This window comes from Salinicola sp. CR57, from assembly GCF_003206585.1.
In the GTDB taxonomy this organism is placed as follows: Bacteria; Pseudomonadota; Gammaproteobacteria; order Pseudomonadales; family Halomonadaceae; genus Salinicola; species Salinicola lusitanus.
In genome coordinates, this window is the sequence record NZ_PZJL01000005.1 from 237,581 (window position 1) to 250,232 (window position 12,652).

Here is a 12,652-nt window from a genome sequence, read left to right on the forward strand (position 1 = left end):
TCGATCCCATGATGCACGACGAGGGGAGCGCGAGCGGACGGAGCCTCAGGCCGGTGCAACGCCCCCGCCCACTGCACCGACAACGTCTGGCGGGTGATTCGAAGTCCTGGTTCAGGCTCGCCTGGGGTCAGACCTACTTCGAGGAGAGCATCTCGACCAGGTCGATCACGTTCTGCGCCACCTCGATCAGTGGCTTGCTCTGATCCATGGCGGTCTTGCGCAACAGCCGGTAAGCCTCGTCTTCGGACAGCTGCTGATGGGTCATCAGCAGGCCCTTGGCACGATCGATCCGCTTGCGGTCGCGCAGGGTCCTGCGGGTGCTTTCGAGCTCGTCGCTGATCTGCTGGAGCCTGGCGTTCTGCAGCTGTACCAGCTCGATCAGCGAGCGGCTGAAGCGTGAATCCATCGCATTGGCGGTCAGTGCGCCGAGGCTCGATGCCTGATCCGCCTCCGGCGCTGACATCAGCAGGTTCACCGGGGCTACCCACCGCTCACCGTTCAGCGCATCCTGTAGACCCGAGGCATTTTCGAGATCGCGCTCGGTCTGGGCGATGCGCTCGCGGCAGCTATGCTGAAGCTCTTCCACCAGCCGATCCTCGATCCGCTTCATGGCGTCGATGCGTTGAGTGGCGATGGCATACCACTGCTCGCCCGGGTCGTCGTGGTCGTCGGGGAGTGGCGCATCCAGTGTCGCCAGTTCACGCAGCCGAACGATGGCGGCATGGATCGGCTGGTCCAGCTCATGGCGCCAGCAAGAGATCAGGTCGGCGCTGGCAAACTCGGCGAAGGTCTCGAAGCAGCGGTGCTGGGCATCGATCAGTTGCCGCATCGTTTGGCGGTGAGCTTCGTCGAAGGCGCCCGAGGTGAAGCCGAAGGCGCCGCAGGCGCGCTCCTGTCCGGCCAGCTCCTTGCCCTGAATGAAGTGAAACAGGCAGACCAGCACACGGGTGATTTCGGCGTCACTGGCCGTGTTCGCGGCTTCGAAGATGACCGACAGCAGATTGCTGATCAGCCGATTGAACAGCCGCACGGCGTCGTCCGCGGTCAGGCGTTGCGCGTCGATATCGAGACGGATGCCGGGGAGGGCGTCGAGTCCCTGCCAGACCGCCGCGACCCGAGTCAGCAGGCGGGCACCGGCGAGGCGGTGCGAGATTCGGTCTGCCTCGTTCGGTGTCGCCCACTCCTCCAGGCGCTGGCGCAGCGTGGTCTCGGCCTGAAGGCTGTCGGCGATGCGCTGGTGCCGCTGCCTGGTGAAGCGCAGGCCACCTGAACCGAGATAGATGCTGGAGGCGCCTCGCTCACGTTGCAGGGCATGGACGAAACGAGTGATATCGCCGACGACGGCGGCGGTTTCCGCCAGGCCAGTTAGCTGCTCGATCTCGGAAATCTTGGCCGCGCGCAACAGTCGGTCGATCGCGTTCATGGGTCACGGAGCCCTACTATCGGATTATTGTTATCGACGCCATCACGGCAAGGCGCTGCCGGCACAGTCGTGATGGCGTGTTCTACCAAGGTCGTAAATGACTCTACCGCGTACGCCGGGGAGGCGCACGCGGTCAGCGTATTGAGATGACAGGAAACGACGAGCCGGATCGATCATTGCCGAAGCGACACGGTGCGCGATGCGATCGATGGCAGGAGAGCCGGCGGGTGCCGGCGAGATCAATTATCCCTGGAACGGACTTCGTATTCGCCGTCGAGCACCCGCTGAGAACGCCCGGTAGCGGCCTCACCGCCATGGTCGGCGCTGCCGCCGGCGTACTGCGCCCGGGAGGCGCGTACCTGTTCGGCGCGTTTTTTCATCCGGTGGCGAAGAAACGGTAGCATGGCCCAGCCGATGACGAGGAAGAACAGCCCCAGTAGGGTGCCAATGATCAGCATGGCGCCGAACAGTAGCCAGGTCAGCAACAGTCGAATCCCGCTGGCCCCCTGGCTGGGGCGGGTCTGCTGAACGCGCTCGCGCCACTGCTGGGCGGCACGCCAGGCGGCGTTGTCGTTCTGGCGGTTGTCGGTCATCCGTTTTCACTCCCGCTGTCGAGATGCTCGTAATTCAGCTCATCGCGGTGCAGGTCGAGTTCGAACTGCGCTTGCTGCGCATTGTAGCCTTCGATCTCTACATGCCCATTACTATCGACCTCGAGCTCCGCGAAATGTTGCATTCCACCGGCCCGGGCCTTGGAGAGTGCCGCGTCGAGCTCCTCTCTGGTCAGTCCCCAGTCCGGAGCGATCGACTTCCGCTGACTCTCTCGCGTCAGCGTCCCATCGTTCAGCGTCATCGAAACGTCGAGTTCCCAGCCATCGGCGCGCCAGCCCTCGATCTCGAAACGGTTGTCGTCGTGATCGGCGTCCAGTTTCTCGTAGCGATTGAAACCGTAATCCTCTGCGCTGTTGAGCAGCCTCTCCAACTGACCGTAGGAGAGTGTGGTGTCGTCGGCCAGGGCATTGGCGCCGAAACTTCCGCCAAGGGCGACGGCAGGGAGTAACCATAAGCGATTTTTCATCACGTACCTCCTGAGTGACCGTTTCCGGAAGACGCGGGTCGCGTCAGTCGAACGTGGTCGACACTGTCACCCGTTATACGCGCGCAGACCTTGCGTCGAACTGACGGTGACATTCATATTGCGTTAATCGCCCCTAGAGGGCCGATGGGGATGGTGCTCGTTCGGCCGGATGTTCATGTCGGATTCATGGCGATTACGGCACACTGGCGGCATGAAACTTCGCAACCCCCTCGTGCTGCTGATCGTGACCCTGCCATTGATGATGAGCGGGGCACTGGTGCCTGTGAGCGCCGACGGCGACAATTGGCGGGATCTCCACAAGGAGGTCAAGGAAGGCCATCTGGTCGGTATCGACGAGATCATGGACTGGCTGGAAGCCCGCTACGAAGGACAGATTCTCGAGGTCGAACTGGAGCAGGAGGATGGCCGGATCGAGTACGAGGTGGAGATGATCGGGCCTCAGGGGCAGGTGGTGGAGTTCGAGTTCGATGCAACCAGTGGCGAGCTGCTGAGCGTCGAGGGAGTCAATATCGAGGCGATGAAGAAATCGCCGTGAACGATTGTCGTCGCACGTCGCCGCAGAGCAGCGACGATGGATGAGCCTGGAACCGGGGAGTCGGTAATGAAGGTATTGTTGGTCGAGGACGATGCGGCGCTCGCCGAGGCGCTGGCCGATGCGCTGGCCGAGGCCGGGTTGCTGATCGAGTCGACCACCACCGGGCAGGAAGCCGATTTTCTGGTCCGCACCGAACGCTACGATGCGATCATCCTGGATCTGGGACTGCCCGATGGCGATGGCACCCGCTGGCTCTCCCAGTGGCGGGAGGACGACATCGATCTGCCGGTGCTGGTCCTGACGGCACGGGAGCGCTGGTCCGACAAGGCCGCGGGCTTTTCCGCCGGCGCCGATGACTACGTGGTCAAGCCGTTCGAGACCGCCGAGGTGCTGTTCCGCCTGCGCGCATTGGTCCGGCGCAGCCATGGCCATGCCCATCCCGTGATCCGGGTGGGGGAACTGACCCTGGACACCCACTCCGGCAGCGTCTCGCTGGCGGGCCGCCCCATTACATTGACCGCTCAGGAGTCCCGGCTGCTCTCCTACTTGATGCACGCCTCACCACGCATCGTCAGTCGGGCCGAACTGGTCGAGCACGTCTACAACCGCGACCATGAACCCGACTCCAACGTCATCGATGTGCAGATCAGTCGCTTGCGACGCAAGTTCGGTCGCGCCCGGATCGAGACGCTTCGAGGCCAGGGCTACCGTCTGGTCGATCTCGAGGCCGATACTTGAAGCGTTGGCAACCCCGCTGGATTCTCCATCTGGGCGAGCGTCTGCGCCTGGCGCCATTGGGCGCACGTCTGCTGGTGGCGTCACTGCTTCTGGTCATCGTGCTGCTCCCGCTGGCCGGTGTCGGGCTGAGTTACAATTTTCGCCAATCCGCCACCGCCTCTTTCGACAGCCGGCTCGAATCCCAGCTCAATGCCCTGCTGGCCGGGATTCAGGTCGACAGTGTCGGTCAGCGCCTTCACCTCAATCGCTCGCTGGGCGACGCTCGCTTCGACCGCGTCTATTCCGGCTGGTACTGGCAGGTGAGCGATGGAGGCGATCTCACCATGACGTCGCGCTCGCTGTGGGACCAGCGGCTGCCCATCCCCGGTCACCACAACGGGATCAATATCTATGAAGTCAGCGGCCCGCGTGACGACGCGCTTCGCATGATCGAGCGCGATCTTCGGTTGCCTGGCTACAGCGACCTCATCCACGTGGCGCTGGCAGGTTCGACCGCGGAGCTGGATCGCGAGGTCGGGCGCTTCGAGAGACTGCTGATCCTGTCGCTGGCCGCCTTCGGTGTGTTGCTGCTCGCAGGGTTGGCGCTTCAGATGCGCTGGGGGCTCGCGCCGCTGAGACGAATGTCGGCCAACCTGCAGTCAGTGGAGGAGGGCGAGAGCGAGCGGCTGGACACGCAGTTGCCGATGGAGCTCAAGGAGCTGGCGCTGGCCATGAACGGCGTTCTCGAGCGCGATCGGCGCTTGATCGAGCGAGGTCGCGCGGCGGCCGGCAATCTGGCGCACGCGCTGAAGACGCCGGTCAGCGTGCTGAAGACCTTGTCGGAGCGCTTCCCCGAAGAGCAGCGCAGACCCATCAACACCGAGCTGACGCGGATCGATGACGCGGTGCGTCATCATCTGGCGCGAGCCTCGGCGGCGGGCGGCGTGGCATTCTCGGGGCGTGTGGCGATCGGCGACGCGATTGCCCCGGTGGTGCAGGGGCTGGCCAGGCTCGCGGAGCGTCGTGGCGTGCGGTTCGATACCGATATCGATCCCAGGGCGGCGGCGCGTATCGACCCGCAGGATATTCAGGAGCTCACCGGCAATTTGCTGGAGAACGCGCTGCGTTGGGCAAGCACCAGGGTCTCGTTCACGGTCTCCCAGGTGCCCCAGGGGGTTCGCCTGCGAATCGAGGACGACGGCCCGGGAATGACGCGTGCCCAGGGTGAGTCGGCGCTGGCGCGGGGCGTGCGCCTGGATGCCCGGGGCTCCGGTTCCGGGTTGGGACTGTCGATCGTCGAGGATCTGATGATGCTTTACGGTGGCACCCTGCGCCTCGAGCGAGCGGCGCTGGGCGGGCTGGCGGCCGATGTCTGGTTGCCCGCGTCACCGGTCTCCGCCCAGGTCGGCAACGCTGCCGGGCGGACATCGGCACCCGATTGATCGTCTTGCGCTCGGCCGCCGTGTCCGGCCGCCCCGGCCTGTCACCAAGTGCGTAGCTGGCCTCTCACCACGGTTCGGAATCCGCGCTGGTCCGGTGACTGGATCGCCGCCAATGCCAGCTGCAGCGCCTGCTGGGCAATTTCCGGCAGGTTGTGGTGAATGCAGGGGATATGCACCCCGAACACATCGCTGTGCTCGATGTCGTCGATGCTGAACAACTGGACGTCTCGTTGTGGCACGACGCCCTGTTCGTGACAAAGCTTCAGCACCGCCATGGTGATCTGGTTGTTGGCCCCGATGATCGCCTCTGGCCAGGAGTGGTCACGCAGATAGTCGCGCAGCGCCAGATAGGCGGGCTCGAAGCTGAAATCGCTGTAGATCACCTCGAGCGATACCGGTCGGCTGCCGATCGCTTCACGCAGCCCGGACATGCGCCCGATCGAGACCATCGAGTCGGCCGGGCCCGACACGGCGAGCAGCTGCGTCAATCCCTTCTCCAGGCAGTAGCGCCCGGCCTGATAACCGCAGTCGAGATTGTCGATGTAGACGCCGCCGTAATGCGCGGCCTTGAGTTCGCGGTCGACCAGTACCACCGGAATCCTCGCCGCCTCCAGGCGATCCAGGTAGGCCGGATGATAGTCGATGTCCGAGGAGATGACCGACAGGATGACGGCATCGACGGAGAATTCGATCAACTTGCCGATCGCTTCGTCTTCCAGCGTTTCCGACTCGTAGGAGTCGAACACCAGCACCGTATAGCCCCGGGCTCTGGCGGCCAGTGTGATCTCCCGCGTCATCCGGCCGAAGAACGGGTTGCTCATGTTGGGGTTGACCACACCCAGCGTTCGCGTGATCGCGGGATCGCGATTGGCCGTCTGCGACTGCGGCACGTAGTTGAGTTCACGGGCGATTCGCAATATCTGACTACGGGTCTCGGCGTGCACCTTCTCCGGCGAAGAGAAGGTCCGCGAGACGGTAATCTTGCTGACCCCGGCCTGTCGGGCAATATCTTCGAGCGTGGTTCGAGGCATCGACCTCATCTCCCTGGTGATACTCGTGATTTTCGACCTGTCGAGAACGTGGCCGGCAAGCCGGCGACCTCTCCCGGTGCAGTGACGATCATGAGCATCTAATATCATTTTGTGTCATTTCATAACATCGATATTGTCCGCGAGGGACTGGTTTTTCTCTACTACTTAGGTCTATTCAGGGCATTAAACATTGGTCTAATGTTTTTCAATATACTGATTTTAAAAGATAAATTAAAATTCAGTCGGCTTGATTCCTTCAGTGTTAACGCTATGATTTCCTCTTGATGTCATGTGCGTCAGGGCGGGCATCCATGAGTGTACGGTCGATCCTCTTCATCACAACGCCAGCCTAGGTAGATCGGGTCGGATCGTATCCGTGGGATCGTTCGATGCTCGGCGCGATAGCCGTCGAATATGACCGCCGTCGAAAACATAGCAATAACGAGCGCTACGAGAGGAATTCCAGATGAGACTTGCCTTGTTCATTTCAGGTGTCGGGATCGCAGGCTTGAGTGTCTGCTCCGTCGCCATGGCACAGAGCACGGAAATCACCGTCGCCACGGTGAACAACCCCGACATGGTGACCATGCAGAGCATGATGTCGGCGTTCAACGACGCGCATCCGGATATCAAGGTCAACTGGGTGACGCTACCGGAAAACGAGTTGCGGCAGAAGGTCACGACCGATATCGCCAGCGGGGCCGGCCAGTACGACGTGGTGACCGTAAGCAACTACGAGACGCCGATCTGGGCGCAGAACGACTGGCTGACGCCGATGGAGAACCTGCCCGAGAGCTATGACGTCGATGATCTGCTCAAGCCGGTCAAGGATGGCCTGTCGGTCGACGGCACGCTCTACGCCTTGCCGTTCTATGCGGAATCCTCGGTGACCTACTACCGCAAGGATCTGTTCGAGAAGGCCGGGATCGAGATGCCGGACAAGCCGACCTGGAGCCAGGTCGAGGAGTTCGCCTCCAAGATTCATTCGCCCTCGGATGGCGTCTATGGCATCTGTCTGCGCGGACTGCCCGGATGGGGGCAGAACATGGCGCTGTTCGGCACCATGGTCAACAGCTTCGGCGGTCGCTGGTTCGACATGGACTGGAAACCGCAGCTGACCAGCGAAGAGTGGAAGAACGCGGCCCACGCCTATGTCGATCTGCTCAACAACTATGGCCCCCCGGGCGTGACCTCCAACGGCTTCACCGAATCCGAGACGCTGTTCGCCAATGGCCAGTGCGGGATGTGGGTGGATTCCACCGTCGCGGCGAGCTACGTGAGCGACCCGAAAACCTCGCAGGTCGCCGACAAGGTGGGCTTCGCTCAGGCGCCTTACGAGACGACGGAGAAAGGCTCCAACTGGCTGTTCACCTGGGCGCTGGCGGTGCCGCAGTCCTCCAAGCAACAGGACGCGGCGAAGACCTTCGTCGACTGGGCGACTTCCAAGGACTACATCCAGGCCGTGGCTGATGACAAGGGCTGGCTGGCCGTTCCGCCGGGAACGCGCCAATCGACCTATGCCAGCGAGGATTACGTCAAGGCAGCACCGTTTGCGCCGCTGGTCGAGACGGCGATCAAGAGCGCCAGTCCGAACGACCCCAGCGCGCAGGAAGTGCCCTATACCGGCGTGCAGTTCGTCACCATTCCGCAGTTCCAGGCGATCGGGACACGGGTCGGCCAGCTGATGGCAGCGATGCTGTCCGGTCAGAGCAGCGTCGATGAAGCGCTGCAGCAGGGGCAGACCTTCACCGACCGCATCATGCAGCAGACCGGCAAGCCGCAGTAAGCGATTCGCCACGGACACCGCCGAGCCGCCATGGCGATCGGCGGTGTCGCTGCGCAAGTCGGACCAGTGGTTGCATGACGCAATCCAAAGCCACGGGAATCACGCATGAAAGCCATTTCTCGAACCGCCTCGACCACCGCGCCATCCGCCGAAGAGGCCGGTGCGCGCTCGTTCGCTCGCACGACGCGACTGCTGATGGCGCCGGCGGTCATCTTCCTGCTGATCTGGATGCTCGTGCCGCTGGCAATGACCATCTATTACTCGTTTCAGCAGTACAACCTGATCATGCCGATGTACAACGGCTTCGCCGGGTTGACCAATTTCACCATCCTGTTGAGCGATCCCACCTTCTGGAAATCGCTGGCCAACACCCTGATCATCGTCGGGGCCAGTCTGGTCATCACGGTCTGTCTGGGCCTGGCGCTGGCACTGCTTTTCAACCGGACCTTCGTCGGCCGCGGCGTCGCGCGCACGCTGGCGGTCGCGCCGTTCTTCGTGATGCCGGTCGTGACCGGTCTGATCTGGAAGAACATGTTGTTCCACCCGGTGTACGGCCTGTTCGCCTGGGTGGCTAGACAGCTGGGGCTGGAGCCGATCGACTGGCTCGCCCACTATCCGATGCTGTCGGTGATCATCATGATCACCTGGGAATGGACCCCGTTCGCGTTGCTGGTGCTGCTGACCGGCCTGCAGTCGCTGCCGGAAGACCAGATCGAGGCGGCCAAGCTCGATGGCGCCAGTGCTTGGCAGGAGTTTCGCCATATCGTGATTCCCCACCTGGGGCAGGTGCTGTACGTCGTGGTGATGCTTGAGAGCATCTTCTTCCTGACCTCGTTCGCGGAGATCTATACCACCACTGGCGGCGGCCCCGGCACTGCCACGACCAACCTGCCGTACTACATCTTCCAGACCGTGTTCCAGCAGAACGACATCGGCATCGCCTCGGCGGCCGCCATCGGCGCCGTGATCCTGGCGAACATCTTCGCCATCATGCTGATTCGCTTCATTGCCGGGAACCTCAACGCGGGAGCCGCACGATGAATTCGAACCGGTTTGCCAACGGTGCCCTGGGCGTACTCGCGTGGGGCGTGGCGCTGCTGATCTTCTTCCCGATCCTGTGGCTGCTGCTGACCTCGTTCAAGACCGAGCAGCAGGCCTTCACGGTGGTGCCGAACTTCTTCTTCTCGCCGACGCTGGAGAGTTTCAAGATGGCCCTGGCGCAGGGCAGCGGTTACTGGCACTACGCCTGGAACTCCGCGCTGACCGCCGTCGCCTCGACCGTGATCGGGCTGGCGCTGGCGGTGCCGGCCGCCTATGCGATGGCGTTCTATCCCAACAAGCGCACCGACTTCCTGCTGGTATGGATGGTCTCGACCAAGTTCATCCCGGCGGTGGGCGTGCTGATCCCGATCTACCTGGTCTACAGCGCGGTCGGGCTGCTGGACAACGCGTTGGGGCTGACGCTGCTGTTCACCGCCATGAACCTGCCGATCATCGTCTGGATGGTCTACTCCTACTTTCGCGACATTCCCAAGGACATCGTCGAGGCCGCCGACATCGACGGTGCCAGCATCATGCAGACACTGTTCAAGGTGGTGCTGCCGCTGGCGCTGCCCGGGCTGGCCTCGACGGGGTTGCTGGCGCTGATCCTGGCCTGGAATGAGTCGTTCTGGAGCATCACCATGACCGACCATAGCGCGGCGACGCTGGCGGTCTACATTGCCTCGTTCAAGAGTGCCGAGGGGCTGTTCTGGGCCAAGATGTCCGCCGCCTCCGTGCTGGCGATCGCGCCGATCATCGTGCTCGGCTGGTTCACGCAACGCCAGATGGTCAGAGGCCTGACTTTCGGCGCCGTCAAATGACCGGCGATCGTGCTGGTAACGGATTTCCTATAGAGGGTTAACGACATGGCTATCGTCGAACTCAAGAACGTCGCCAAGAATTATGGTTCGCAACTCAAGGGCGCCAGCAGCAGCAACGCCGTCGACGACTTCAACCTGGTCACGCGTGACGGCGAGTTCGTGGTCCTGGTGGGGCCTTCGGGCTGCGGCAAGTCGACCACCATGCGCATGATCGCCGGGCTCGAGCGCAATACCGAAGGCGAAATCCTGATCGGCGGCCGGGATGTCAGTCAGGTGCCGCCCAAGGAGCGCGACATCGCGATGGTGTTCCAGAGCTACGCGCTCTACCCGCACATGAGCGTGGCCGAGAACATGGCGTTCAGCCTGCGGTTGAAGAAACGCCCCGCCGAGGAGATCAAGCAGAAGATCGACGAGGCGGCCCAGACGCTCGGCATCCAGCATCTGCTCGAACGCAAGCCGCGCGAACTCTCCGGCGGGCAACGTCAGCGTGTCGCGCTGGGCAGGGCGATCGTGCGCGATCCGCAGGTGTTCCTGATGGACGAGCCGCTCTCCAACCTGGATGCCAAGTTGCGCGTCGACATGCGTGCCGAGATCGTCAAGCTGCACAAGCGTCTCAAGGTCACCACCTTCTACGTCACCCACGATCAGGTCGAGGCGATGACCATGGGCGAACGTATCGTGGTGATGAAGGATGGCAAGATCCAGCAGATCGACACGCCGATCAATCTCTACGAATTCCCGGCCAACCGCTTCGTGGCCGGCTTCATCGGCAACCCTTCGATGAACTTCCTGCCCGCCAGGCATGTCGATGGGGTCGTGAGTGGAGATGGCTATCGGCTCTCTTTGGACGCTGCCCACCGAGCCACCATGGCATCGCGGGGCGGGGCGGACGTCTGGGCCGGTATCCGCCCGGAACATCTCCGCTTGAGCGACGCGGCGGCCACCAATCGCATCGAGGGAACGGTGGATGTCGTCGAGACGCTGGGGGCGGTGACCATGGTGCAGTTGAGCGTGGGCGAACACGCCGTTTCGGCACAGCTCCCGGGCCATCGGAAGGTGCAGCTCGGCGACACGCTGACGCTGACCTGCGACAGCGACAAGCTGCATCTTTTCGACAGCGAGAGCGAACTGGCCATTGCCCGCGAGTCGACGGCGGCGCCTTCGGCTGCGGAAGCCTGACCGATACCGTGGCCTGTGCGATGGATCACCCACGGCAGTGACTTTTTCAGGAGAAACACTATGGCATCGTTGAATTCGGCGGCGCTCGACCAGCTCGACGGCAGCGTCGCCAAGCCGTCCTACGACCGGGCCCAGGTCACGCCCGGCATCGTGCACTTCGGTGTCGGCGGGTTCCATCGCGCCCACCAGGCGATGTATCTCGACGACCTCATGAATCGGGGCGAGGCGCTGGACTGGGGGATCGTCGGCGTCGGGGTGATGCCTGGCGACCGTCGCATGCAGGCGGCGCTCTCCGCCCAGGATCATCTCTATACCTTGGTGATCAAGCATCCCGAGGGCGAGTACCAGGCGCGGGTGATCGGTTCGATCATCGACTATCGCTACGCGCCGGACGACATCGAAGGTACCCTGGAACTGCTGGCGGATCCGAAGATTCGCATCGTCTCGCTGACGGTGACCGAAGGCGGCTACAACTTCCACCACGTCACCGGCGAGTTCGATCTCGGTAACGCCGATGTCGAGCACGATCTGGCCTCGCCGAAGACGCCCAGGACCACTTTCGGGATCGTGGCCGAGGCGCTTTCCCGGCGTCGCGAGCGGGGCATCGAGCCGTTCACGGTGATGTCCTGCGACAACATCCAGGGCAACGGCGAAGTCGCCCACAAGATGTTCGTGGCCTATGCCCGGGCGCGGGACGTGGAACTGGGCGACTGGATCGATGCCAACGTCCACTTCCCCAACTCGATGGTCGATCGCATCACGCCGGTGACCACCGATGCCGACATCGAAGAGATCGGAAGCCGCTTCGGTATCGAGGATCGCTGGCCGGTGGTGTGCGAGCCATTCACCCAGTGGGTGCTGGAGGACCATTTCAACGCGGGTCGCCCGGCCTACGACCAGGTTGGCGTGCAACTGGTCGAAGACGTCATGCCCTACGAACTGATGAAGCTACGCCTGCTCAACGCCAGCCATCAGGCGCTGACCTATTTCGGCTACCTGGCCGGCTACCGCTACGCCCATGAGGTGTGCCAGGATCCGCTGTTCGTCGACTTTCTGCTCGACTACATGAACCGCGAGGGCACGCCAACGCTGCGTCCGGTGCCGGGGGTCGATCTCGACGACTACAAGCGGACCCTGATCGCGCGTTTCGCCAATCCGGAGATCAAGGATACCCTGGCGCGACTCTGCGCCGAGAGCTCGGATCGCATTCCCAAGTGGCTGCTGCCGGTGATCCGGGAGCAGCTGGCCCAGGGCGGAGAGATCCATCGAAGCGCGGCGGTCGTCGCAAGCTGGGCGCGTTATGCGGAGGGGGCCGATGAGCAGGGCGAGCCGATCACGGTGGTCGACCGACTCAAGGACGAACTGATGGCGATCGCCAAGCGCAACCGCGACCAGCCGACCGCGTTCATCGAGAACCGTCAGCTGTTCGGGGACCTGGCCGATGACGAGCGGTTCCGCTCGGCCTATCTCGATGCGTTGGATCGTCTCTACCGTGATGGCGCCCGGGCCTGCGTCGAGCATCTCGTCGCCAGTTGACCCCGCGGTCGACAGGGTGAGGGCGGCACTGGCGCCGGCCTC

Annotated in this window: 12 protein-coding genes; 8 read left to right on the forward strand and 4 right to left on the reverse strand. The window is 63.0% G+C overall.

Annotated features, from left to right (window positions below; translation table 11 throughout):
- Positions 1 to 133 precede the first annotated feature (133 nt).
- The 3 genes from DOM56_RS07715 to DOM56_RS07725 form a co-directional block, all read right to left on the reverse strand.
- Positions 134 to 1,423: a nitrate regulatory protein gene (locus tag DOM56_RS07715; protein ID WP_110708245.1), complete on the reverse strand. Its 1,290-nt coding sequence runs from the start codon at positions 1,421 to 1,423 to the stop codon at positions 134 to 136.
- Positions 1,424 to 1,662: 239 nt separating this feature from the next.
- On the reverse strand, positions 1,663 to 2,016 hold the full coding sequence (locus DOM56_RS07720) for a hypothetical protein (RefSeq protein ID WP_110598588.1): 354 nt from the start codon (positions 2,014 to 2,016) through the stop codon (positions 1,663 to 1,665).
- Complete coding sequence (locus tag DOM56_RS07725) at positions 2,013 to 2,501, reverse strand: hypothetical protein (protein WP_110708246.1); 489 nt, start codon at positions 2,499 to 2,501, stop codon at positions 2,013 to 2,015. Before DOM56_RS07725 ends, DOM56_RS07720 begins: the two co-directional genes overlap by 4 nt.
- Before the next feature lie 211 nt (positions 2,502 to 2,712).
- Between DOM56_RS07725 and DOM56_RS07730 the strand changes: the two genes are divergently transcribed.
- The 3 genes from DOM56_RS07730 (at position 2,713) to DOM56_RS07740 (ending at position 5,216) form a co-directional block, all read left to right on the forward strand.
- Positions 2,713 to 3,057: a PepSY domain-containing protein gene (locus DOM56_RS07730; RefSeq protein WP_110708247.1), complete on the forward strand. Its 345-nt coding sequence runs from the start codon at positions 2,713 to 2,715 to the stop codon at positions 3,055 to 3,057.
- Between the two features lie 66 nt (positions 3,058 to 3,123).
- The gene (locus tag DOM56_RS07735; protein WP_110708248.1) at positions 3,124 to 3,795 is read left to right on the forward strand and encodes a response regulator transcription factor; all 672 of its coding nucleotides are present in this window, start codon (positions 3,124 to 3,126) and stop codon (positions 3,793 to 3,795) included.
- Positions 3,792 to 5,216 (forward strand): HAMP domain-containing sensor histidine kinase, encoded by a 1,425-nt coding sequence (locus DOM56_RS07740; protein WP_232822224.1) that lies wholly within the window; start codon positions 3,792 to 3,794, stop codon positions 5,214 to 5,216. The genes DOM56_RS07735 and DOM56_RS07740 overlap by 4 nt, the downstream gene beginning before the upstream one ends.
- 41 nt (positions 5,217 to 5,257) lie before the next feature.
- Here DOM56_RS07740 and DOM56_RS07745 read toward each other — a convergent pair whose 3' ends face one another.
- The gene (locus tag DOM56_RS07745) at positions 5,258 to 6,247 is read right to left on the reverse strand and encodes a LacI family DNA-binding transcriptional regulator (protein WP_162302601.1); all 990 of its coding nucleotides are present in this window, start codon (positions 6,245 to 6,247) and stop codon (positions 5,258 to 5,260) included.
- 466 nt (positions 6,248 to 6,713) lie between these two features.
- Between DOM56_RS07745 and DOM56_RS07750 the strand changes: the two genes are divergently transcribed.
- The 5 genes from DOM56_RS07750 (at position 6,714) to DOM56_RS07770 (ending at position 12,610) form a co-directional block, all read left to right on the forward strand.
- Complete coding sequence (locus DOM56_RS07750) at positions 6,714 to 8,033, forward strand: sugar ABC transporter substrate-binding protein (RefSeq protein ID WP_110708250.1); 1,320 nt, start codon at positions 6,714 to 6,716, stop codon at positions 8,031 to 8,033.
- 195 nt (positions 8,034 to 8,228) lie between these two features.
- Positions 8,229 to 9,074 (forward strand): sugar ABC transporter permease, encoded by an 846-nt coding sequence (locus DOM56_RS07755; RefSeq protein ID WP_110598990.1) that lies wholly within the window; start codon positions 8,229 to 8,231, stop codon positions 9,072 to 9,074.
- Complete coding sequence (locus DOM56_RS07760) at positions 9,071 to 9,895, forward strand: carbohydrate ABC transporter permease (protein WP_110598582.1); 825 nt, start codon at positions 9,071 to 9,073, stop codon at positions 9,893 to 9,895. The genes DOM56_RS07755 and DOM56_RS07760 overlap by 4 nt, the downstream gene beginning before the upstream one ends.
- Before the next feature lie 45 nt (positions 9,896 to 9,940).
- Positions 9,941 to 11,074: an ABC transporter ATP-binding protein gene (locus DOM56_RS07765; protein WP_110598581.1), complete on the forward strand. Its 1,134-nt coding sequence runs from the start codon at positions 9,941 to 9,943 to the stop codon at positions 11,072 to 11,074.
- A 60-nt stretch (positions 11,075 to 11,134) separates the two neighbouring features.
- The gene (locus tag DOM56_RS07770; RefSeq protein ID WP_110708251.1) at positions 11,135 to 12,610 is read left to right on the forward strand and encodes a mannitol dehydrogenase family protein; all 1,476 of its coding nucleotides are present in this window, start codon (positions 11,135 to 11,137) and stop codon (positions 12,608 to 12,610) included.
- The last annotated feature ends 42 nt before the right edge of the window (positions 12,611 to 12,652 follow it).

Coding starts and splice junctions, on each gene's coding strand:
- DOM56_RS07770 (WP_110708251.1), top strand. CDS start 11,135: ATGGCATCGTTGAATTCGGCGGCGCTCGACCAGCTCGACGGCAGCGTC.
- DOM56_RS07730 (WP_110708247.1), top strand. CDS start 2,713: ATGAAACTTCGCAACCCCCTCGTGCTGCTGATCGTGACCCTGCCATTG.
- DOM56_RS07760 (WP_110598582.1), top strand. CDS start 9,071: ATGAATTCGAACCGGTTTGCCAACGGTGCCCTGGGCGTACTCGCGTGG.
- DOM56_RS07750 (WP_110708250.1), top strand. CDS start 6,714: ATGAGACTTGCCTTGTTCATTTCAGGTGTCGGGATCGCAGGCTTGAGT.
- DOM56_RS07715 (WP_110708245.1), bottom strand. CDS start 1,423: ATGAACGCGATCGACCGACTGTTGCGCGCGGCCAAGATTTCCGAGATC.
- DOM56_RS07735 (WP_110708248.1), top strand. CDS start 3,124: ATGAAGGTATTGTTGGTCGAGGACGATGCGGCGCTCGCCGAGGCGCTG.
- DOM56_RS07720 (WP_110598588.1), bottom strand. CDS start 2,016: ATGACCGACAACCGCCAGAACGACAACGCCGCCTGGCGTGCCGCCCAG.
- DOM56_RS07725 (WP_110708246.1), bottom strand. CDS start 2,501: ATGAAAAATCGCTTATGGTTACTCCCTGCCGTCGCCCTTGGCGGAAGT.
- DOM56_RS07755 (WP_110598990.1), top strand. CDS start 8,229: ATGGCGCCGGCGGTCATCTTCCTGCTGATCTGGATGCTCGTGCCGCTG.
- DOM56_RS07745 (WP_162302601.1), bottom strand. CDS start 6,247: ATGCCTCGAACCACGCTCGAAGATATTGCCCGACAGGCCGGGGTCAGC.
- DOM56_RS07765 (WP_110598581.1), top strand. CDS start 9,941: ATGGCTATCGTCGAACTCAAGAACGTCGCCAAGAATTATGGTTCGCAA.